The sequence below is a fragment of the Labilithrix luteola genome, from assembly GCF_001263205.1.
In the GTDB taxonomy this organism is placed as follows: domain Bacteria; phylum Myxococcota_A; class Polyangia; order Polyangiales; family Polyangiaceae; genus Labilithrix; species Labilithrix luteola.
On record NZ_CP012333.1, the window covers coordinates 3,945,001 to 3,966,940 of the forward strand.

The following is a 21,940-nucleotide window of genomic DNA, read 5'->3' on the forward strand; positions in this document are numbered from 1 at the left end:
TGCACGGGTAGCCGTGTGGGAGAGTAGGACGTCGCCGGGATTATTCTTCCAAAAAGCCTGAGAGGTTTTTCCTCTCGGGCTTTTTGCTTTTTGTCTTCCGGATCTCGCATCTCGGGTCTGCCCTCGGCGCTCGCTGGACGGCTCCGTCCTGGTCTCGGCCCGGCGCTGGCGATTCGAGCTCATCCAACGTACGACCTGACGGCCGTGCTCGAGCGCACTGCCGCACGCACCGGTTCTCGGCGCTCCCTGCGCTCGAGCAGCTCGCGTTTGGTGCGCTTCGGCGGTCGAAGGATCTGCGATTCGCGCCTTCGGCGCACGGAGCGCGCTCGAGGGGCTCCCGCGGGTCTGTGCTCAGCTCATCGACGGTTCGGGTCGCCGGAGAAAAGCCCGTCGATCGCATCGCCGCGGACTTCATGGGTCTTACGTTCCCTGAGCGGGGAACTGCCATGGTGCTCGGCTATACGAAACCGCTCTGCATTTTGCCGTTCGACCATCGGGCGTCGTACCTGAGCAAGATGTTCGGGTATGCCGAGCCGCTCACGGCCGAGCAGCACGCACGAGTCGTCGATAGCAAGCGCGTCATTTACGAGGGATTCGTAGAGGCACTCAGGGCTGGGGTCTCACCCGAGACCTCCGGCATTCTCGTGGACGAGGAGTTCGGGGCGGCGATCCTGAGGGACGCGAAGGCGTCGAACTACATCACCGCGGTTTCGACCGAACGGAGTGGTCAGAAGGAGTTCGAGTTCGAGTATGGCGACGAGTTCGGAAGTCACCTCGCCGCGTTCCACCCGACCTTCGCGAAGGCCCTCGTTCGATACAACCCCGATGGCGATGCCGCGCTGAACGAACGCCAGACCAAAAGGCTCGTCGCGCTGTCCTCCTACTGTTCGAGGGCTCGCCTTCCGCTCATGTTCGAGTTGCTCGTTCCGGCGACGGACGCGCAGCTACGGAAAGTCGACGGCGACAAGGATGCCTACGACCTGAACCTTCGGCCGGCCCTCATGCGAGCAGCGATCGAAACCCTGCAGGACAAGGGGGTCGAGCCCGCCGTTTGGAAGGTGGAGGGACTCCTTCGAAGGGAAGACGGCGAACGCCTCGTCGAGACCGCACGTCGTCAGGGACGGTCCGAAGTCGGATGCATCGTGCTGGGTCGAGGAGCAAGCGAGGCGAAAGTCGAGAAGTGGCTCCGTACAGCGGCCAGCATCCCCGGGTACATCGGGTTCGCCGTTGGACGCACCACCTTCTGGGACTCGGTCGCTGACTACGAAGCCAAGAAGATCTCGCGCGAAGAAGCTGCCAACGCGATCGCCACGCGCTACCGCGAGTGGGTCGACGTCTTCGAAAGCGCCCGCGTGAACCCGGCGTAGCTCGATGACGGACGGCGGACGCTGTCATCCGGCGATTCAGCGCTGCCGACGCGAGGGCCCCTCGCGTCTCTCGACGGACATGCCATAGAATACGGCGTGAGCGCTCGAGTCGAACGAGCGCGAGGGGGAGTGGCGAACATGAACCAGCGCATCCGAGTGGCGGCCGTCGTGGCCTTTGGACTGAGCCTCGGCATCGCGTTGAGTCCCGCGGACGCCGCAAGTTGCGGGTCCGATGCGGACTGCGCCGGATTCGGGAAGTGCTCGAGCGGCAAATGCGGGGCGTGCGGCTCCGATTCCGACTGCAACGTCGGGAAATGCTCGAGCGGCAAGTGCGGGGCGTGCGGCTCGGATTCGGACTGTCGTGGCGGACGCTGTTCGAGCGGTCGCTGCTCCAACGCGACCAACTGATCCGTAGAACGCGCCCGTGCAGGCGCGTCAGTCGATGTTCGTGCGGTATTTCCGGCCGTGGGCCGAGCTCGTCGGGGCCGCCGTGGCCGAAGGCGTCGCTGCCATCCCGGCCGCGGTCGTCGCTTCCGTGCCGGCTGGGCGCGTCTGCTTCGCCACGCCTTCGCGCTTCGTGGGAGACGGCTCTTTCGCCGTCGCCGCGACCGCCGGCGGAGCAGGGGCCGCATCGGGGGCTGCCAGCGCGAGATCGACGATCTTCGTCTCCGCAGGCGGAGGCGCTGCCGTCGGTGCCGAATCGGCCGGCACCGCATTGGGCGAAGGATTCGACGGCGCTGGCAGCGCGCTCGACGTGGCGGCGCTGGTCGACGAAGTCTTGTCGCCACCGCGGGTCACGACCACGATCGCCGCGATCGCAACGACGGCTGCGCCGATGGCCCCGAGCATGATCGGCCGCTTTTTGGCGGGCGCTTGCGCAGGGCCGTGCGTCGAGGCCACGCCGGCGGACGTCGATTCGTGACTGACGCGCGAGGTCAGCGTGGGGCCGCTTGGCTCGAGCGAGAGCGAGCGATTCTTCGGCGGGTCGTCGTCGGACCAGACGATCGGCGTGCCGCTGTTCGGTGACGAGGGATCGACCGGCGAGGGGGCTTGAATGGCGATCCGCGCCAGGTCGTTGCTGACGGCAGTGGCCGGCACACCGCTCACCGCCGTGCGCGGCGCGGCAGAGATCTGCACGGGGCTCTTCGTCGAGCGCTCGACCTCGAGGATCTCCGCGCTCGCGAGAGGCCGGCTTCCGCTGCTCGAGATGGGCTTGGCTGCCGGCGCAGGCCTGTCGCTCGCCATCGTGGTCGCGAAGGCGAGGCTCTGCCGGCCCTGCGATTTCCCCCACGCGGCGATGAGCGACTGATACTCGCGTGCGTTGGGAATGCGCTGCTCGACGTCGCGATTGAGGCCGCGATGGACGATGGCGGCGAAGGTCGCGTCGACGTCGGGAACGATCTCGACGAGCGGCTTCGGATCTTCGAGGACGATCTTGAAGAGCAGCTCGTTCAGCGTGTCGGCTTTGTACGGAAGGATGCCGGCGAGCGCCCGATAGAAGATGACGCTGGCCGCGTAGACGTCCGTGCGCGCGTCGACATCGCGAGCGCCGCGCGCCTGCTCGGGCGACATGTAGAGCGGCGTTCCCATCATCGCGCCGGTCTGAGTCATCGTGCCGAGCTGGCCACCGAGCGGCTGGACCTTCGCGACACCGAAGTCGAGGATCTTCACGATCTCGCCGCGCCCGCCCGGAGACTTCGCGAGGAAGACGTTTGCCGGCTTCAGATCGCGGTGGACCACGCCCGCCGCGTGCATCGTGGCGAGGCCCTCCAGAAGCTCGAACGCGATCGGCGCGAGCTCCTGGGCGGTCAGGCTGTCTTTCGCTTCGAGCCGCTCCTCGAGGCTCGCGCCCTCGAGGTACTCCATCACGATGAATCGGTCGCCGTTCTCGAGATCACCCAGGTCGAGGACGTCGCAAACGTGCGGCGAACCGATGCGCGCCGCGGCCTGCGCCTCGCGCTCGAAGCGCTCGACGAACTCGGGCATCTCGGCGACCTGGGCGTGCAGCACCTTGATGGCGACACGCCGGCCGATACGAACGTTGACGCCTTCGTAGACCGCGCCCATGCCGCCCGACCCGATATGCCGGACGACGCGGTACTTTCCTTCGATGATGTCGTCGGGAGAGAACATCGGACGAGACCGATCTCCCAGACTAGCCGTTCTCGGTCCGAAGGACGAGAACCCGGATGAGTGACAGGTCGATGAGACGCGGATATCCCGCAGGGCTCGGCGCGCCGCGCGATTGCGAAGAAGTGTGAAGGTCGGGATGACGGTGCGGTGGTGGGCAAGGCATCAGGCGCACAGGCGCACAGGCGCATCAGGCGCACCAGGCGCACCAGGCGCACCAGGCGCACCAGGCGCATCAGGCGCACAGGCGCACTCGTCACGGAGGCGGGACGTCGGTGACTTGAGCGGAGGCCAGCTGGGGCAGGCTGAACAGGAAATCGAGGCCTCCCGCCGTGGAATCCTGCTGCACGCGATACGCTTTGATGGTGCTCGGCGTCGCGGCACCATCGTCTGTATAGACCTCGATCGAGTAGGTCACGCCCGACTCGATCATTCCCGGGACGCTCACATCGAAGCTGTCCCGGACGACCTGGGGGACGCGGTAGAGCGCCACAACGCGTTTCGAGCTCGCGTCGGCCACGCGGACCTCGACGCGCCGTCCCATGAGCTCGGTCATCCCCGAGAAACGGACCGTGGCCGCGTTGCCGATCTCGCGGGGTGGGGTGGGGTCGGCCAGGTAGGTGAACGAGGTGTTGTGATCGAAAACGACCTCCACGGCGCCCTGGTCGTTCGTGGTGTTCTCGTCGAGCGGAAGCCGCCAGGCGTGGTCGTTGATCTTGTCCCGGTCGTTGTCGTAGCCGCCAGAGTTGTCGTGGTCGGCGTAGAAATCGAGGTGGAACGGCCCGTTCTGCTTGGGAATGGCACCTCGGATGAACAGCGTGGCGTCCGGCTTTCCCAGAGGGAAGGCGAAGCCTCGGGACTGGATGATGTTGCTCGCGTCGACCACGCGGTATTCGAAGAGCTCCGTGACGTGCGAGGTCATGCCGCGCACGGTGAACCGGAGGTCGACGAAGTTCGAATCGCTCTGGGCCGGCTTTTGGAACCGGTCCAGATCCGTCACCGCGAAGCATGAGCTCGCTCCGCCGGCGAGCAGCAAGGTAGGGACGATCAGCCAGGAACGAAGACTGGAAGCCATCAGAACGTCGTCTCCCACGTAGCGCTGCAGCCGGTGCCGCTGCAGCCGATGGACGGAAGCTTTTTCGCCGTCGGTGTCGGCGCAGGAGCCGAGCTCTCGCTGCTGTTCGAGAAGAGAAGCCAACCGATGCCGCCTGCGGTCACGATGCCACCGCCGATCAGCAACACGTCGGTGATGCGCACGAAGGTCTTGGCGTCGGAGCGAGCACCGTCGAGGTCGAAGCTCTTCGGGCAGGTGTTGGACGGGCAGCGATCGGCGAGGTCGTTCGTCTTGCCGAGCGCCACGATGCCGGTCACCGAGCCGGCGATGAGCATGGCTGCGCCCGTACCCATGACCAGCCAAGGTCCGATGTTGCTCGACGATCGCGACGACGTCGTGCTGGCCGCAAGGGGCGCGACGCGCGGCGGCGGCTCGCGCAGGGTGAACGAATACTTGTCGCGCCCGCCGGCATACGCTTCGAGCTCCCACGTGGCGTCTTCGTTGCCCGGCAGACGTGCGGTAAGGACGTGGTGTCCGGGCCGCACACCGATCTCGATCTTCCCGTCGACCGGACCGTAGACGTTCGTGATGCGTTCGCCGCGCACCGGATAGCGTACGTCGACCAGGCGAACGCCCGGCTTGTTGACTTCGATGGTCAGCCTCGCCACGCCGACCGTGAGCGTCTCGAGGTCACGAACGATCTGCGCCCGCTCCTCGGGATCGATGTCCTTCACCTCGCGCAGGTACCGCGAATAGGCGTCGATCGCCTCTCCATCGCGTTCGAGGCGCATGGCGCAGAGACCCATGTTGCCGAGCACCTTCGGCGAACCGGACATCTCGTAGGCCGTCTTGAATTCGCGGTAGGCCTCTTCGACCTTCTCGCCGTCGGGATCTTGAAGCAGCGCGACGCCGGCCGAGAAGTGCTTGCGCGCTTGCTCGTTCACGGTGGGCGACGCGTCGCCTCCCGAAGCAGGGGCGGGCTCGTCGGCGCGAGCCACCGGCGCCAGGCCGACCACCCCCATCGTCAACGATGCCGCCAAGGCGAATCGCAGTCCGGCACGAAACATTCCAGGCAGGTTGCCAGGCCATCCGGCCCCCGGTCAACGGACGTGGCCAACCGATTCGACGACGTCCTTCCACCCCTCCCGGAGCGCCATCGATGCATCCGCGAGGACCCGCGCTCGGGAGTTCAGGGCGAGTTCATGGCTGAGGTAGCTTGGGTTATAGTTTCGCCCATGAAACGGCTCACCATCAGCGCCGACGCGTGCACCGAAACCCTCGCCCTGCTCATCACCATGGCCTGGGCAGACGGGGACCTCGAAGACCGTGAACGGCAGGGCGTCCGTGCGGCGTCCGAGATCTTCAACCTCACCAAAGAGCTGCGTGCGCGGCTCGATCAACTCCTCGAGCGTCCGTTGACGGTCGGTGAGCTCCTCTTCGACGCGCATAGCGCGCGCGACAAGTCGTTCGCGTTCGTGGCGGCCGCGTGGATGAGCGGGCTCGACGAGAACGTCCACGAGAAGGAGAAGGCCCTCCTCGACGAGGTCGCCACGCTCTTCGGTTTCACCGAGAACCGTAAGGCCGAACTCGTGCAGATCGCGCGCGATCTCGAGCCCCTCCGGAAGCCCGACGAGACCTGGGCCAACGAGCTTCAAGGCCATTCCTTCGCGCCTCGAAGGTGACGGCCGCGAAACGTTCGACGTCGCCTTCGAGTGACGCGCGACGATTTGCCGTTCGCCGCAGATCTCGCGCTGTCGATTGACGCCCGGGGTAGACGGGCGTTTTAAACCCAGATTCGCGTCGCGCGCTGGGCGCTGCGTGAGCTTGTTGGTCGAAGAGCGCCGATGCCCGAGTTTCTGAAGCGCCCCGAGTTTCTGAAGCGCCTAGTCTCGTCCGACGGCTTCATGCCGCACGGGCATTGTTACCTGTGGAAGCCGGAGCTCGTGTGGCTCCACGTGATTTCCGACGGGCTCACCGCCCTCGCGTACATCTCGATTCCCTTCACGCTCATTTACTTCGCGCGGAAGCGTAAGGACATCCCCTTCAACTGGATGTTCCTCTGCTTCGGCATGTTCATCATCGCGTGCGGCGCCACCCACGTGATGGAGATCTGGACGCTCTGGACGCCGACCTACTGGCTGTCCGGTTTGTTCAAGGCCATTACTGCCGCCGCGTCGGTACCGACCGCGCTGCTTCTCGTTCGCTTGGTGCCGAGAGCGCTCTCGATGCCCACGCCCGAGCAGCTTCGCAGCGCCAACGACGAGCTCGCCAAGACGCGCGCCGAGCTCGAATCGCGCGTCCGCGAGCGCACCGCGGAGCTCACGCAGAAGAATGAGGAGCTCGCCCGCGAGATCGTCGAGCGAAAGCGCGTCGCGGCTGCTCTCGTCGCGAGCGAGGCACGCTTTCGTTGCCTTTCGGAGGCCGGAATCATCGGCATCGTGACCGTCGAACTCGATGGGCGCATCCTCGACGCGAACGACGCGTTCCTCGAGATGATTGGCTACACGCCAGCCGACCTCCGCGCCGGGCGCCTCCGCTGGGCCGATCTCACGCCGCCGGAGTGGCAGGAACGAGACATGCGCGCGATCGAGCACCTTCGCCTTCGCGGCGTTGCCGTGCCGTACGAGAAGGAGCACTTCCGCCGCGACGGCACCCGCCTGCCCATCATGGTCGGCGCAGCGATGGTCGAAGGCCCCAGCGTGACGACCTCGCAATGCATCGCCTTCGTGCTCGATCTGACGGAGCGAAGAGAGGCCGAGCGCAAACGGAAGCAGAGCGAGGCTCGCTTCGCCAAGCTCGCGCAGTCGGGCCTCATGGGGATCGTCCTCACCGACGCGGACAACAAAGTTCGCGAGACGAACGACACCTTCCTATCCATCATCGGCTACAGCCGTGAAGAGCTGATGGATGTGCCGTTCGGCGCGACGCTGACGCCTCCGGAGTGGAAGCCCGTCGATCGCGCAGCGCTGGCGCAGCTTCGATTGCGGGGCGTCGCTCACCCCTGGGAGAAGGAGTTTCTTCGTAAAGACGGTTCGCGCGTGCCCGTCCTGATGGGCGCCACGATGCTCGACGCCGAGAGCTGCATGTGGATCGCGCTCGACCGGACGGAGAGCAAGCGCGCCGAAGAGTCGATTCGCCGCCTAAACGAGGAGCGCGCGGCCGACGCGAAGTTCCGAGCCCTTCTCGAAGCGGCTCCCGACGCGATGGTCATCGTCAACAAGGAGGGCAACGTGACCCTCGTGAATGCGCAGGCCGAAGCGCTCTTCGGCTATCCGCGTCGGGAGCTCCTCGACAAGAGCGTCGACATCCTCGTGCCCGAGCGCTTCCGCGGAAAGCATCTGCGCCACCGCGCCAGCTACTTCGCTGATCCTGGAGTGCGCGTGATGGGATCGGGACTCGAGCTCTATGGCCAGCGCAAAGACGGCAGCGAGTTTCCCGTCGAAGTGAGCCTGAGCCCGTTGCAGACCGAGCAAGGGCTTCTCGTCTCGAGTGCCATTCGCGACATCTCGCGGCGCAAGCAAATGGAGGACGATCTCAAGGTCGCCAACCGCGAGCTCGAGGCGTTCAGTTATTCGGTGGCTCACGACTTGCGCGCGCCTCTGCGTGCGATCAGCGGGTTCAGCACGGCGCTCCTCGAGGACTACGCGAAGGTCCTCGACGCCGAGGGCTGCTCGAACCTCGAACGCATCATGGCGGGGGCCGAACGCATGGCCGAGATCATCGACGCGCTCCTGGCGCTCGCTCGTCTCACCCGCACCGAACTTCGTCGTGAACGTGTCGATCTGACGCAGCTCGCGAAGGCCATCGTCGCTCAGTTCGAACAGGATGATCCGGCGCGCGGGAAGAGCACCGACTTCCTGGTGGCCGAGAACCTCGTGGCCGACGGCGACCCGCACCTCCTACGCGCGCTGCTCGAAAATCTCCTGGGAAATGCGTGGAAGTTCACCGGCAAGCGCGGCCATGCACGGATCGAGTTCGGCATGGAGACGCTCCACGACGTTCCCATCTACTTCGTTCGCGACAACGGGGCGGGATTCGACATGACACTCCACGACAAGCTTTTTGCGCCATTCCGCAGGCTCCACAAGGGCACGGAGTTCGAAGGCACCGGGATCGGTTTGGCCACCGTTCAGCGTATCGTGCGGCGCCACGGTGGACAGGTTTGGGGGGAAGGCGTCGAAGGGGAAGGCGCGGTGTTTCGCTTCACGCTCGTGAACGATCCGACACGTCGCGACGAGCTCGCGCACGCGCCGACCACCACGGTGACCAGTCTGACGCCCTCATCGAGCTCGCTCTGATTGTGCGGACCGTGCTACGACAAATCGTCGAGGGGTGGTCTTTGCGAGTGTCGGCGACCGTTCGGATTCGGTCTCAGGGCTCGCTCAGGGCTCGCCGAGGGCTCGCCGAGTCGTCGCTGCTCGCGGGGTGTGGTCGTTGACTCGCTGACGTTCGGGGGGAGCGCAGCCAGGGAATCCCAGGAGAAATGCGCATGGGTTCTGGCCGGGTGATCTTGCTCGTCGAAGACAACGAGGACGACGAGGTCCTCACGCTTCGTGCACTCAGGAAGAACAACATCGCGAACGACGTGGTCGTCGCGCGCGATGGCGAAGAGGCTCTCGACTACCTCTTCGGAACGGGCGCGCACGCCGGGCGTGATGCATCGATCGTTCCGCAAATCATCCTGCTGGATCTGAACTTGCCCCGCCTGAGCGGCCTCGACGTGCTTCGTCGCATTCGCGCCGACGAGCGTACGAAGCTTCTTCCCGTCGTCGTACTGACGTCGTCGAAGGAAGACGAAGACATCGTCAACAGCTACTCGCTCGGGGCGAACAGCTACGTGCGCAAACCGGTCGACTTCGCGCAGTTCTCCGAAGCCGTGAAGACGCTCGGCCTCTTCTGGCTGCTGCTGAACGAGGTGCCGTCGCCTCGTCGTTCGACGATGTAGGGCCGTCGGCCGTCGGCCGTCGTCTTCGATGCTCGCCTGTGCAGTGCGTCTCCGCGTGCAGTGTCGCGGGCGCCGCGCGGAGAAGTGCCACTGGCAGCGATGATGCACCGCGCTACGCTCAGCTCTTCGAATTCTCTCCGACGATGTCGCGATAACTCGCGGACGCGGACGCGACCACACCGTTTCTGAGATCGGCACCCGAACGGCGATAGACGCATCGGATTCGACGTTCACGAACAAGGGGGACACGATGGAGGAGAAGCGGATCGAACGCACGATCACGCCGGACTGGCTGGAGGTCCGCGAAATAAGGCAGCTCGTCTGTGACGAACTCTCGTATCTCGCTCCCGACATCCAGGACGCCGCAGCGATGGCCTCCGCGGAGCTCCTCGAGAATGCCATCAAGCACGGTGCCTCGATTCCGTCGCCCCTCATCTCGTATGCCCTCGTCCACTCGGCCAGGGAGGTGCGCGTCGAAACCAGGAATGCCGTTGCGTCGGAAGACGTCGCGCGGGCGCTACGCGAGAAGATCGGACGTATCGCCAAGTGTGGCGATCGCCAGGGACTCCACGTTCGACGGCTCGAGCAGATGCTCGCGGACTGCAACGCTCGCGCGAAGCTCGGGCTTCTCCGGGTGGCGTTCGAAGCCGGATTCGAGCTCCGCTACAGCCATGCGAACGAGTTCGTGACGATCACCGCCGCCCGAAAGCCGTCGTCGTGACTGGATGCGAAAGGCGAAGCGCGACGGTGGGTCGCCCTGCACCTCGACCATGATCCGGCCGGCAATGCGGCTGGACGGTAGGCAGGGGTGGGCAGAAAAAGCCCAATGACGGACGCAGTGATGAGGTTGGGCGCGCCAAGCGTTAGGATGGGCGACGATGTTTCGCGCCCCGACGCGCCCCAAAGAACGAATGTCCTTCGGAGTAATCCGAACGGCGTTTCTGGCGCGCGTGCGTGCGGTCCCTCGCAACGCATGGATCGCGCTCGGCGCCGTTGCCTTCGCCATCGTCTTCGCCGCCGCAGCGTTCGGGCCCATCGTCCGCGCCCGGATCGGCAGCGAGGCGGCCAAGCGCAGGCTCGAGGTCTCCGTCGGAGGGATTCGTCCTGGCTTCTTCGCCATTCGGCTGAAGGACGTTCAGGTACGCCTCGCGGGTGTCCAAGGCCTCGAGGTGAGACTCGACGACGTGCGCGTCGGGATTTCGGGCGGCCTCGGCCTTCGTGAGATCACGGCCCAAGGAGGCGGCATCCACGTCGAAGGCGAGCCCGAGGACCTCGTCGATCGTCTGCGCGCGTTCCGCAAGGATGGGCCGGCGTCTTCGGGCACGAGCGAAGGCTCGTCCCGAACGCCAGTCACCGTCGAGGGGCTTTCGCTCGCGTGGAAGATGCCCTCGGGAGGCGAGCTGAGCGGAGACCACCTGCGCTTCGTTCGCGAAGGGGATTCGCTTCGCCTCGCCGGCGCGCACCTCTCGGCGAATCACCAGCGGACGACGATTCGCGTGACCGACGGCGACGTCGAGCTCGGAACCGATGGCTCGCTCCGACGGCTGAATGCGGTTGCCATCGAGGTCGAGCAGGCCGGCGATCCCGCCGCGAAGCAGGCCGCGACCAAGGCCACGGCGACCGTCGAGCCTGCGCCGCCGCCGCTGCCGCCGCCGACTCCGAAGGGGAAGGGGGCGCGCGCCAAGCCAGCGGAGGTGGTCGCGGCGCCCAACGAGCCGGTCTTGCCGCTGCCGAACCTGCAGGCGTTGCGTGCGCGGGTGGCCACGCTGGCGACCTCGCTCGGCACGCGCGTTCCGGACGGCACCAAGGTGGACGTGGGCGGGCTCTCGGTGAAGCTCGACGTGGGCGGCGAGCCCTTCGCCTTCGGTCCGGGGCCCTTCGGCCTCGAGCGGCGCGGCGACCTCGTGCGGTTGAGCTTCACGAGCGAGAAGAACGACGCTGCGAAGGACGAGAGCGGACGCTCCGCGGGAACGCCCCTCTCGGTCGACGCCGAGATCCCGTTGGGGCGCGGCGACGTTACGGCGCGCCTCTCGGGAGGCCCGGTATCGCTGGCGCTCCTCGGCGTGCCCGAAGGCGCGAAAGGTCTCTTCGACGTCGGGCGTGGCACCGTATCCGGCAAGGGCCAGGTCGTCCTCGATGCGAGCGGTGAAACGCTGACCTTCGATGGGCAGCTCGCTCTTCGTTCGATCTCCGTCAAGCAACCGAGGCTGTCGCTCGAGCCCATCAAACGGCTGGATTTCTCGGCGGCTGCGCGAGGCGTTCTGGATCATGAGGGGCGTCTCCGAATCGACGACGCGCAGCTCGACATGGGGGCTCTGCACGTGCGCACGCACGGAACGCTCGAAGAGACCACCGACCACTTCGGTCTCTCGCTCGCCCTCGACGTGGCCCCTGCGTCCTGTCAGGCGCTGCTCGACAGCGCTCCCGAGGGCCTGTTGCCCACGGTTCGTGCCGCGCGCATGAGCGGAACGTTCGGCGCCACGGCGCGCATCGCGTTCGACACGCGCACCATCGACAAGCTCGCGCTCGAGTACGTCATCGACGATCGCTGCAAGATGACGGAGGTTCCCACCGATCTCTCGCACGAGCGATTCGAGAACTCGTTCACCTACCGCATCTACCATCCCGACGGGACGCTCGGCGAAGCCACGACCGGTCCGGGAACGCCGGCATGGACCGCGCTCGACGAGATCAGCCCGTTCATGGTCGCCGCGGTGCTGACCACCGAGGACGGTGCGTTCTACAAGCACCACGGCTTCAATCACTCGGCCATCCGCAACAGCGTGGCCGCGAATCTCAAGGCCCGGCGCTTCGTGCGCGGCGCGAGCACGATCACGATGCAGCTCGCCAAGAACCTCTTTCTGTCGCGCGACAAGGCGCTGTCGCGGAAGATCGAAGAGGTCATCTTGACGGACTACCTCGAGCAGGCGTTCCGCAAGGACGACATGATGGAGCTGTATCTCAACGTCGTGGAGTTCGGTCCCGACGTGTACGGCATCACGCAGGCGGCCGATCACTACTTCGGCCGAAGGCCCGAAGAGCTGAGTCTGCCTGAGTGCTTCTTCCTCGCGTCGCTCCTGCCTTCACCGAATCGCTACGGCAAGCTGCGCGAGAAGAACGCGCAGGTTCCCGACTCCTGGATGCACCACCTGCGCGCGCTCATGGAGATCGCCGAAAAGAACGGCAAGGTGAGCCATGCCGAGCTCGAGACAGGCCTCGCGCAGGAAGTGGTCTTCCACAAGCCGGGCGAGCCGACACCGGAGCCGCGCAAGCCTCTCAACACGAAGCGACGCGACCCCTACGAAGACGACGCGAACTGGCAGCCGCTCGACTGACCCGCCTACTTCTTCCCCTGCGCTCGTAGCGCGGCGAAGAAGCGCTTCAGTCGATCGGCGCAGTCCGTCTCGAGCACGCCCCGCGTCATGGGGAAGCGGTGGTTCAGCCGCGTGTCCTGTCCGATGGTGAAGAGCGACGTGCAGGCGCCGGCCTTGGGATCGTCACAACCGTAAACGAGGCGGCCGAGGCGCGCGTTGACCATGGCGCCTGCGCACATCGGGCAGGGCTCGAGCGTCACGTACAGCGTCGTGTCGTCGAGGCGCCACGAGCCACGCGCCCTCGACGCCGCGCGAATGGCGACGATCTCGGCGTGCGCGGTGGGATCCGCATCGGTCTCGCGCAGGTTGAAGCCCGTCGCGAGCACCGTCCCGTCCTTGCCGACGAGGACGGCACCAACGGGGACCTCGCCGCGCTCAGCCGCACGATCCGCCTCGGCGAGTGCGACGCGCATGAACGCCGCGTCGACGTCGGCCTGGTCCGTTGGCTCCAACACCGGATCCTGCATTGGAGGGCACATCTACGACGGGGAACGCAAAACGCAAAATGCGCAAAATTGCGAAAGCCTCGAACCCGCGAGATGCGAAGGTCGAGGCTCATCAGAAACTCTAGCGCGCCCGGGAAGATTCGAACTTCCGACACCTGGTTCCGTAGACCAGTGCTCTATCCAGCTGAGCTACGGGCGCAACCGTCTGCGACGTTCAAGCCGTCGCAACGCCGCGCAACATACCCGTACCAGCGGCTGTGTCAACGAGAAGAATTCGTTCTTCAGCGGATTCTCTGCGTTTTCCTCTCCACCCCTCGCATTCTCGAGGTTTTCGTGGGGTCGGAACGCCAAGTCCCCTCCTCGACCCTCCGGCGGAAGAGTCGTGCCAACCTCGCAAAAAATACAGAGCGGCACCCTCATGCTGACCCGGATGACAGTGCATGAGCCACGTGACGCTCGCCTCCGCCGCTTTATGTCTCTGAAACCTAAAGAAAAGCGTCCTTGGCACGCATGGTGCTCTATGCCCCAGCGCTGCCGGCCGGCCCCTTTGGGCTTTCTTTCTTTTGGTCAGCCAGCGGCAGGTGACTGGCACGACGGTGTGAGGTGCGGGCTGTGCCTCACGTCGTCGTCCAAGCAACCTGGCAAGCGGTTCGAGCGTTTCGTTCTTCGTGCCGCTTCGCTGTGCAGAGAGTGCACTGCGCTCCGAGGTTCCCCGTTCTCCCTTCGGTCAACCTCTGGACGCCTGCGTGAACTGCACGAGTCCGTGGCCATCTCGCGCACGGGCTGCCTTGCTTGTCTTTCTAGTTTTGCGCGCTTCGCGCGCTTTGTCCCCTTCGGGGATGTCCGGTTGCTTGGTCCCTTCGGGGATTTCTTTTCCTGACGTCGCTTTCCTTCCCTCTTAATGCCTTGGGACCGGCATTCCGATCCCACCTTCGTTCCTTCTTGCTTGATTTCTTGATCTCGGTTCGCGAACCGCGGCGTTTGCGGACCCGAATTCGACCGAAAGGTCGAGCTTCCTCGTGGCGCTTCCCTCTCGGGTGGCGCCACGAAGCTTTTGTGGGTCAAGCTTGAGGGGATGAGACGTCTCCTCGCTGCCTTGGCCGTTTGCAGCGCTCTCGGCGGACCTGGCCTCGCCCAGGCCGCCGACTCGCCCGCTCTCGGTGCCGCCGAAGCCCTCGCGCCCCCGCCGTGGCTCGGCGTCCAGATGACGAAGGGCGGCGAGCCCGGGGTCGGCGTCGAGCACGTCGTTCGGGATCCCCGGCCGAGAAGGCTGGCGTGCGCGTCGGCGACCGGATCGTGGCCCTCGACGGCAACAAGGTGACCGACCCCGCGGAGGTCTCGCGCCTGGTCGCGTCTCGTCGGGCGGGCGAGAGCATCTCCGTGAGCCTCGCGCGGGGAGGGCGTCCAGTCACGGCCGCGGTGACCCTCGCGCGCCGCCCCTCGGGGGACGACATCCTTCGCATGGACCTCGTCGGCGCCTTTGCTCCCGCCTGGACCAACGTGACGCCGCTGTCGGGCGCGCCGGCGTCGCTCGACAAGCTGCGCGGGCAGGTGGTGCTCGTCGACTTCTGGGCAACGTGGTGCGGCCCGTGCCGGATGCTCGCGCCGAAGCTCTCGGCCCTCAAGGACCGCTACGGGGCGCAGGGCCTCAACGTCGTCGGCATCACCACCGACCCCGCGGAGAAAGCCGCGGTCTTCGCCGAGCGAAACCAGATGCGCTACGGCGTGGTCGTCGACAAGGAAGGCGACACGAGCCGCGCGTACGGCATCTCGAGCCTGCCGACGATGCTCCTCATCGACAAGCGAGGCGTCGTCCGCGAGGTCATGGTGGGCTTCGACCCGGGCGGCGACGCGAGGCTCGAATCGCTCATCAAGTCGCTCCTCGCAGAGCCTGCTTCCCAGGCGGCCGCTGCAGGGCGATAGTCCCCTTCGTGACCGAGGTTCGCACCATGCTTCGGGTGACGGACGAGCTCCTCTGGATGCTCCGTCGCTCGGGCTTCGCCATCGCCACGTCGCAGGCGATCGACGTCGTGCGTGCCGTTCGCGCCGTCGGCTGGTCGTCCGAGGAGGCCGTGCGCGAGGCGGTCGCCGCCGTGGTGGTGAAGCGTGCCCGCGAGCGCGTCCGTTTCGATGCGGTCTTCGATGCCTACTTCGCTGGGAAACCGCGTCACACGCTCTGGGAGCGGCTCGCCTCCCAGGGGCTCAGCGAGGCCGAGATCGATGTCGTCCGCGAGCTCCTCGAGGCGATGGCCGCAGCCTCGCCCGATGGTGCGCTGGGCCCGCTCGTTCAGCGGGGAGCCGAGCTCGACCGCCTGCTCCAGCTTGCCGGCAGTGCACGCGTTCTCGAAGGCATGCAGAGCTCGCTACAGTCCGGCTTTTTCACGCACAAGCTGCTCGAGCACGTCGGAACGTATCGCGCGCACAACGAGCTCCAGGCCCTGCGTGTACGTCTGATCGATGCCCTGGGGGACGAGCGCGGGGAAGCCGCCGTCGCCGCGCTCAAACGGGAAATCCAGATCGCGGCCGATGACGTCCGCACGTTCGTGAAAGACACGCTCGAGCGCCGTGACGTCGAGCGGTCTCGAACCGAAGATCGCGCAGCCGCTCCTTTCGAGACGTTGAGCGACGAAGAGGCTCTCGAGGTTCGTCGTGCGATTCGGGCCTTCGTGCAGCGCCTCCGAGGAGGGGAGCGCGTTCGCAGGAAGCGATCGCTTCACGGACGAGTCGATGCCCATCGAACGCTGCGTCGTGCGATGCGAACCGGAGGCGTTCCCTTCGTCTTGGCGCGCCGAGCGCGTCGTCGAGACAAGCCGCGTCTCGTTCTTCTCTGCGACGTAAGCGATTCGGTTCGAGCTGTCGCGCGGTTCACCCTCGAGCTGACGTATGCCGCGCAGGAGCTCTTCTCGGGAACGCGCTCGTTCGTCTTCGTGAGTGACCTGGGGGAGACTACGAAACTCTTCGAGGAGGAGTCGGTCGATACGGCCCTGGCGCGCGCGTATTCGGGCGCCGTCGTTCCGGTCACCCACAACTCGAACTATGGGCGCGTGCTCCGAGCCTTCGAGGCGCGGGTCCTTCCGGACGTGGATCGACGGACGACCGTGGTGATCCTCGGTGACGGTCGCACCAACTACACGGACGCCGCGCCCGAAGTTCTCGACGCGATCCGGGCACGCGCGCGCGCCGTCATCTGGCTTTGCCCCGAGCCTCGCGCCGCCTGGGCCACCGGCGACAGTGCGATGCCGCGCTACGCGTCGAAGTGCACCTCGGTGCTCGAGGTCCGCTCTGCGCGCGATCTCGAAGACGCCGCGCGCACGATGCTCTCGCTTCGCTAGATCCCGTCGGAAGGCACCCCGACGACCTGGAGCTTACCCTTCAGGCGATTGCTCACCCAGAGGTTGTTCTTCGCGTCGACGATCACGGCCCCGACACCGTCGAGCGACTCCACGAGCTTCATGCCCTTCTCGGGACCGAGGATGAACACGGCATCGTCGATCTCGTCGGCGACGAGTGCGGACTCGGCCCAGATGGTGACGCTGCGGCAAGCCGTGGCCGGTTGGCCGGTGCGCGGGTCGATGATGTGGTGGTAGCGCTTGTTGCCGATGACGTAGCTGCGTTCGTAGTCACCGGCGGTGCTGAAGGCGTGGTCGGCGAGGGGAAGCTTCGCGAAATACGAGCCCTCGGGGCCGCGCGGATCGCGAATACCGGCCTGCCAATCGGTGCCGTCTGCCTTCTTGCCTCGCGCGAAGAGATCGCCTCCGGCCTGGACGAAGAACGACGTGAGACCTGCCTGTTCGAGGACCTTCACCGCGCGATCGACCGCATAACCCTTGGCGATGCCGCCGAGGCCGATCTGCGTGCGCTCCTTGGCGAGCATCACCGTCTTCTTCGCTTCGTCGAGCTTGATGTTCTTGTAGCCGACGAAGGGAAGGCGCGCAGCGACGTCTTTGGCCGCGGGCGGATGCGGGTCGAGGTCTTCGTCGAACTTCCACAAACCGTGCAGCGTGTGGAAGGTGATGTCGAAGGTGCCCTCCGAGATCTCGCTCGCGTGGACCGACTCTTTGACGATGCCGAACGTCTCGTCGCCGACGGCCACGGCAGATTTGCCGGCGGCCGCGTTGATGCGCGAAATCTCGCTGTCGGGCTTCCACGTGGTCATCAGCGCCTCGACGCGACGGATCTCGGCGATGGCGGCGTCGAACGCTTCGCGCGTCTTCGCGGCGGAGACCTTCTCGGTCGTGAACGCGGCGAACGCGAGATGCGTTCCCATCGCCATGCCCTCACCCTGGACGCGCTCGGGTACGAACGCTCGGGCTTCGGATGGGGCGCCCGCCTCGGGCGTGCTCTTCGGCACTGCCGGCAGTTGCGGTTCGACGCTGTCGGGCCCCTTGGCCGAAGGCACCGGCGTCTGATCGCGACACGCGACGAGCGCGAGAATGGCAGCAGCGGCTCCGAAGCGAAGGACCCCTCTCATGTACGCTTGCTGGTCATACCAAGGCCTCTCGAACAGCACTACTTCGGCGTCCAGGCTCGGCCTTGCCAGCCACCTGAGGCGCGTGTACCGACGGGAGGCACCCATGCCCCTCTCCCTCGAGCTCTCCCAGGCCATCGACGCGGTAGTGGACCACGAAAAGCCTGCCCTCGCGCAGCTCTCGCGGAACATCCATCAGAACCCCGAGCTTCGTTTCGAGGAGCACAAGGCTGCCGCGTGGATCGCCGAGCTGTTGCGCAGTCGGGGGTTCGAGGTCGAGCAGGGGCTCGCGGGCATGTCGACGGCGCTCCGAGCACGCAAGGGCAAGGCGAGCGGCCCGCGCGTTGCCATCCTCGGCGAATACGACGCGTTGCCGGAGATCGGCCATGCCTGCGGTCACAACCTGATCGCGGCGAGCGCCGTCGGGGCCTTCCTCGCCGTCGCGTCGGTTGCCGACCGTGTTGGTGGCGAAGTCGTGTTTCTCGGAACGCCCGCCGAAGAAGGCGGTGGGGGCAAGATCAAGATGATCGACGCCGGCCTCTTCGACGGGCTCGACGCCGCCATGATGTTCCACCCGTTCGATCGGAACATCCTCGCGCATCCGGCGCTCGCGAATCTCTGGCTCGTGATGACGTTCCGCGGCTCGCCCGCCCATGCCGCTGCGGCTCCGCACGATGGCACCAGCGCGCTCACGGCGTGCATGGATACGTTCCGTCTCGTCGACGGTCAGCGCGTGCACTTCCGCGACGGTGTCCGCGTCCACGGATACGTCATCAACGGCGGGCAGGCGGTCAACATCATCCCGGAGCTCGCCGTCTGCGAGTTCAGCGTTCGCGCGCGTGACGTCGTCGAACTCGCGCGCGTGCGGGCCATCGTCGAGCGTTGCGCCAAGGGCGCAGCCATGGCGAGCGACGTGAGTGTCGAGATCGTTTTGCGTGAAGGTTATCGCGACATGCGCAACAACCTGGCCATGGCGCGACGCTTTGGAGCGCATCTCGCCGAGCTCGGCATCGAAGCTCGCGAAACGGACGACCGCGTGGGCGCGGGCAGCACCGACATGGGCGACGTCTCGCACGTCGTTCCGTCGATCCATCCGTGGCTCGCGATCGTCGACGAGAACGAAGCGCTCTGCCACCAGCATCGCTTCCAGGAGGCGGCGGGAAGCGAGCGTGGAATTCGCTCGGCGCTCGATGCGGCCAAGGCCATGGCGCGCACCGCTGTGGAGCTCCTCGGCGACGGTGCGCTCCGCGCGACGGTCAAAGAAGAGTGGCTCGCCCTGCGGTGATCTTCTGCGCGACCTCGTGACGCGTCGGATGCGACGTGATTCTCTGGTCGCGTTGCGATTAATCGCCCGAGCCCGAGCAGGAACGGGCCTCGTACGCGCCCGTGGGATCGTTAGACTCCTGGAGTGCGTCGTTGGTTCGTGCCGCTCCTAGGTTCGATCGTCCTGCTGGGATGTGCCTCGTCTTCGGGCGATGCGCCGCGCGGCAGCGAGGATCATGGCGCGACCGAACCCGCGCCGGCGTCCCAGTCTCCCGTTAGGACGGAGCCCATCGCCGACGTCGACGCGTCGTTCGCACCCTCGTTACCGTCGACCTCCGACCCGCCGCTTCTGCAGGGGGACTTCGAGGCGCCGAGCGCCGCATGCGATGGTTGGCGTGGCGAGGGAACGCACACCCTTCGGTCGGTCCCTCCTCATAGCGGCGAATACGCATGCCGTGTCTGCACCACGAGTGATGCTCCGGACAGCGCCATCGAGAATCGAGCGGGTCTCGTTCCCGCTGGGCGCTATCAGCTCACGGCGTGGGTGAGGGCACACCCGACGAGGCCGGCCCCCGAAGGCGCATCAGCGACGATCGAAGCGAGGACTGCGTCGGGAACGCGCGTCGTGACGGCGCCCATCGTCGTGGGGACCGACTACGCCCAGATCACCGTCACGATCGATCTCGAGGCTCCGGCCGACGTGCTGCGCGTGCGCGTAGGCGCTCTCTCTCCGGCCAAGGCCGAGCAGTGCATCCTGGTGGACGACGTCGTGCTCGAGCGCGTGCGCTGATCACGCGGCGCGTTTGGCGCCGAGTCGTGTGATCGTACGGCCGCGTGCTCCACCGATACGCTCGAGGAGATCGGCGAGCTTCTTGCCGTCGCGCACCTTCGGGAGATGCTCGTAGGTTCCGTTCCACAGCTCGAGCATCACGTCGTCGTCTGCGATGACGAGGCGATCGATCTGCGCCCAGTTCCACTTTCGGATGCGCGGAACGCCCATCGGAAGCAGGTAGCGCGCTTCCACGCCGTCGCCGGTGACGATGACGCCGCGGAGGCTCGCGCGCACGACGGTGGCGAGGGCCGAGCAGAACACGATGATCGTGAGCGGAATCGAGCCGAAGGGGCGATGCCGATCGCCCTCGACGATCCACGTGAAGAGGCGCGAGTTGCTCGAACCGTTGTAAGCGAGCAACACGGCGCCGGCGAGGATGAGCGCGAAGCTCATGTAGAGCAGGGAGCCGATGCGCTGCGAGAGGGGCGGCCCGAAGGCGAAGCGCTCCGGCTTGTCCGGGCTGTACGCCATTTCGAAGCGGGCGACGGTACCGTTCACGTCGGTGATCGAGGGCCGATCCCCGTCGTCGGCAGTTTCGATCATCCCAGGGAGTTCGGGCGGCGACTGACTCACGACGGACCTCACGACCATTTCCACATCGACACGCCACCTGCGCTCGGGCTTGGCGCAGGTCATCTCGATTTCGACGCTACGCTAGCGGTCCTCGTCGTTCTGCGCGAGGTCTCCGTGTGCGCGCTTGTACTCGCGCAGCGCGGCAACTTCGCTCTTCGAGGGGTTGATGACGAGCAGCCCGTGGTCGGCATCGAGCACGGTGACGTCGCCGTCGGAGGCCCAGCGGAAGAGCCCTTCGACGCCGACGATGGCGGGCACGTCGAGCAAGCGCAGGAGTGCGCGCGTGCGCGGGCCGCTCGCGCGATCGGTCAGGGCCACACCGACGGGCTGCGCGCGCGCGGAGATGAGCAGATCGAACACACTGAGCGCGTCACCGACGAGCACCGCTTTGGAGGGGAGCTCGGCGCGCTTGTCGGCGGCGGCGAGCATGGAGATCGCGTCGCAGAGGTCTTCGATGTCACGCGCGCGCTCTTCGAGGAAGGGGTCGCGCGTGATCGAAGCGGCCGTGCGGGTGACCTCGCGCGCCACGCGATTGAGGGCGCCCGCGATGCCGATGCCCTCGGCGACGAGCTCGTCGGCGCGCTCGCGGAAGCGCATGTCTTCGAGGATCTCGCCGTACGTCGAGAGGAAGGCCGCGTCGTTCCCGAGCTTGAGCACACGCGCGCGATCGAAAAGGGCGCGGATGGCCTTCTCGGCTACGTCGAAGGCACCTCGAACGAGGCGTCGCTCTTCGCGGGTATCGTGCTCCTCGCGGAGCTCCGTACGGTGACCGGCCGGACGGCGCAGCGCTGCGATGGCGCCGAGTGCACGCCCGGGAACGAAGGGCCGGCCCGTGAGCGTTACCTTTCGCGTGCCGCCGCCGGCTCGGCGCGCTGCAGCCGGGCGCTCCCGACGTGCGTCGATGAGCTCCGCATGGCGAATGCCTGCCGCGATGATGGCGCCGAGTGCCGCAAGCAGCTCGATGTCTCGTGCATCGAAGGCGTCCCAGCCCGGGCGTTGGATGACGAGCGCTCCGAGCGGCCCCGACTTTCCGCGAATCGGAACGGCCAGAAACACCGGGACCTGCTCTTCGCCGAGATCCTCGAAGTGCTTGTACGAGTGGTGAGCGGCCGCGTTCTCGCTCGAAACGGGCCTCAAGTACTCGACGGCTTCGCCCGTCATGCCCTCGCCGATCTGCAGGCGGACCTGCCCGATCGCCGTGTGAGCGAAGCCGATGTTGCCGCGCATCACGAGCTGATGCCCGTCGCCTTCCACGAGGTAGAGCGAGCACACCGGGACGTCGAAGATCGAGGCGATTCGACGCGGTGCCTCGTCGAGCAGGGTCACGAGGGGCATCGGCTTGGCCGCGAAGGCGACGAAGTCGAGGACGGCATCCAGCCGCTTGTTGCCGCGGCCATGGACTTTGGGCTTCGTCGCGGCGGGCATCGCTGAAACGATGGTCGCGCAAGCCGTGGGACGTGTCGAGCGCCGGCGTGGCCGGGGAAATTC

The 21,940-nt window shown here is 66.3% G+C and carries 19 protein-coding genes, 1 tRNA gene and 1 rRNA gene (1 of these 21 cut by a window edge); 13 read left to right on the top strand and 8 right to left on the bottom strand.

What is annotated here, in order from left to right:
* The 3 genes from rrf to AKJ09_RS17635 all read left to right on the top strand — a co-directional run.
* Positions 1–40 (top strand): 5S ribosomal RNA (gene rrf / locus AKJ09_RS17625); it begins 77 nt to the left of the window's first position.
* A 406-nt stretch (positions 41–446) separates the two neighbouring features.
* Positions 447–1,367 (top strand): 2-deoxy-5-keto-D-gluconate 6-phosphate aldolase domain-containing protein, encoded by a 921-nt coding sequence (locus AKJ09_RS17630; RefSeq protein WP_146648362.1) that lies wholly within the window; start codon positions 447–449, stop codon positions 1,365–1,367.
* Between the two features lie 138 nt (positions 1,368–1,505).
* Positions 1,506–1,775: a hypothetical protein gene (locus AKJ09_RS17635; RefSeq protein ID WP_146648363.1), complete on the top strand. Its 270-nt coding sequence runs from the start codon at positions 1,506–1,508 to the stop codon at positions 1,773–1,775.
* Positions 1,776–1,802: 27 nt separating this feature from the next.
* Here AKJ09_RS17635 and AKJ09_RS17640 read toward each other — a convergent pair whose 3' ends face one another.
* From AKJ09_RS17640 to AKJ09_RS17650, 3 genes are all read right to left on the bottom strand, one after another.
* Positions 1,803–3,500, bottom strand: a complete 1,698-nt coding sequence (locus AKJ09_RS17640; protein WP_146648364.1) for a serine/threonine-protein kinase — start codon at positions 3,498–3,500, stop codon at positions 1,803–1,805.
* A gap of 253 nt (positions 3,501–3,753) precedes the next feature.
* A complete protein-coding gene (locus AKJ09_RS17645; RefSeq protein ID WP_146648365.1) occupies positions 3,754–4,572 on the bottom strand; it encodes a hypothetical protein in 819 nt (272 codons plus the stop codon).
* Positions 4,572–5,591, bottom strand: coding sequence for a hypothetical protein (locus tag AKJ09_RS17650; RefSeq protein ID WP_146648366.1), 1,020 nt, complete (start codon positions 5,589–5,591; stop codon positions 4,572–4,574). Before AKJ09_RS17650 ends, AKJ09_RS17645 begins: the two co-directional genes overlap by 1 nt.
* A 195-nt stretch (positions 5,592–5,786) precedes the next feature.
* On the opposite strand from AKJ09_RS17650, the gene AKJ09_RS17655 reads away from it, so the two are divergent.
* From AKJ09_RS17655 to AKJ09_RS17675, 5 genes are all read left to right on the top strand, one after another.
* Positions 5,787–6,233, top strand: a complete 447-nt coding sequence (locus tag AKJ09_RS17655; RefSeq protein WP_169927618.1) for a tellurite resistance TerB family protein — start codon at positions 5,787–5,789, stop codon at positions 6,231–6,233.
* A gap of 162 nt (positions 6,234–6,395) precedes the next feature.
* On the top strand, positions 6,396–8,849 hold the full coding sequence (locus AKJ09_RS17660) for a PAS domain-containing sensor histidine kinase (protein ID WP_146648368.1): 2,454 nt from the start codon (positions 6,396–6,398) through the stop codon (positions 8,847–8,849).
* A gap of 191 nt (positions 8,850–9,040) precedes the next feature.
* Entirely contained in the window at positions 9,041–9,496 is a 456-nt protein-coding gene (locus AKJ09_RS17665; protein ID WP_146648369.1) for a response regulator, read from the top strand.
* A 250-nt stretch (positions 9,497–9,746) separates the two neighbouring features.
* Positions 9,747–10,217: a hypothetical protein gene (locus AKJ09_RS17670; protein ID WP_146648370.1), complete on the top strand. Its 471-nt coding sequence runs from the start codon at positions 9,747–9,749 to the stop codon at positions 10,215–10,217.
* Between the two features lie 157 nt (positions 10,218–10,374).
* Positions 10,375–12,831 carry a biosynthetic peptidoglycan transglycosylase gene (locus AKJ09_RS17675; protein WP_146648371.1) on the top strand — a complete coding sequence of 819 codons (2,457 nt, stop codon included), beginning with the start codon at positions 10,375–10,377 and terminating at the stop codon, positions 12,829–12,831.
* Between the two features lie 5 nt (positions 12,832–12,836).
* On the opposite strand, the gene tadA is transcribed toward AKJ09_RS17675, so the two are convergent.
* The gene (tadA, locus tag AKJ09_RS17680; RefSeq protein WP_275936630.1) at positions 12,837–13,325 is read right to left on the bottom strand and encodes a tRNA adenosine(34) deaminase TadA; all 489 of its coding nucleotides are present in this window, start codon (positions 13,323–13,325) and stop codon (positions 12,837–12,839) included.
* A 116-nt stretch (positions 13,326–13,441) separates the two neighbouring features.
* Positions 13,442–13,515 (bottom strand) — tRNA-Arg (locus tag AKJ09_RS17685).
* 876 nt (positions 13,516–14,391) lie between these two features.
* On the opposite strand from AKJ09_RS17685, the gene AKJ09_RS53055 reads away from it, so the two are divergent.
* The 3 genes from AKJ09_RS53055 to AKJ09_RS17695 are packed head-to-tail and all read left to right on the top strand — an operon-like array spanning position 14,392 to position 16,648.
* On the top strand, positions 14,392–14,637 hold the full coding sequence (locus AKJ09_RS53055; RefSeq protein WP_169927619.1) for a DUF2059 domain-containing protein: 246 nt from the start codon (positions 14,392–14,394) through the stop codon (positions 14,635–14,637).
* Positions 14,592–15,239, top strand: coding sequence for a TlpA disulfide reductase family protein (locus AKJ09_RS17690; RefSeq protein ID WP_169927620.1), 648 nt, complete (start codon positions 14,592–14,594; stop codon positions 15,237–15,239). The genes AKJ09_RS53055 and AKJ09_RS17690 overlap by 46 nt, the downstream gene beginning before the upstream one ends.
* Positions 15,240–15,265: 26 nt before the next feature.
* Positions 15,266–16,648 carry a VWA domain-containing protein gene (locus AKJ09_RS17695; RefSeq protein ID WP_146648374.1) on the top strand — a complete coding sequence of 461 codons (1,383 nt, stop codon included), beginning with the start codon at positions 15,266–15,268 and terminating at the stop codon, positions 16,646–16,648.
* Here AKJ09_RS17695 and AKJ09_RS17700 read toward each other — a convergent pair.
* Entirely contained in the window at positions 16,645–17,787 is a 1,143-nt protein-coding gene (locus AKJ09_RS17700; RefSeq protein WP_169927621.1) for an FAD:protein FMN transferase, read from the bottom strand. The two genes, AKJ09_RS17695 and AKJ09_RS17700, sit on opposite strands and share 4 nt — an antisense overlap.
* A gap of 103 nt (positions 17,788–17,890) precedes the next feature.
* On the opposite strand from AKJ09_RS17700, the gene AKJ09_RS17705 reads away from it, so the two are divergent.
* Complete coding sequence (locus AKJ09_RS17705) at positions 17,891–19,069, top strand: M20 family metallopeptidase (protein WP_146648376.1); 1,179 nt, start codon at positions 17,891–17,893, stop codon at positions 19,067–19,069.
* Positions 19,070–19,192: 123 nt separating this feature from the next.
* Entirely contained in the window at positions 19,193–19,837 is a 645-nt protein-coding gene (locus tag AKJ09_RS17710) for a carbohydrate binding domain-containing protein (RefSeq protein WP_146648377.1), read from the top strand.
* Here the strand turns inward: AKJ09_RS17710 and AKJ09_RS17715 are convergent, their stop codons facing one another.
* Both AKJ09_RS17715 and AKJ09_RS17720 read right to left on the bottom strand, forming a co-directional pair.
* Positions 19,838–20,452 carry a hypothetical protein gene (locus AKJ09_RS17715; protein ID WP_146648378.1) on the bottom strand — a complete coding sequence of 205 codons (615 nt, stop codon included), beginning with the start codon at positions 20,450–20,452 and terminating at the stop codon, positions 19,838–19,840.
* 81 nt (positions 20,453–20,533) lie between these two features.
* The gene (locus AKJ09_RS17720; protein WP_240488509.1) at positions 20,534–21,877 is read right to left on the bottom strand and encodes a GAF domain-containing protein; all 1,344 of its coding nucleotides are present in this window, start codon (positions 21,875–21,877) and stop codon (positions 20,534–20,536) included.
* Positions 21,878–21,940: the final 63 nt, after the last annotated feature.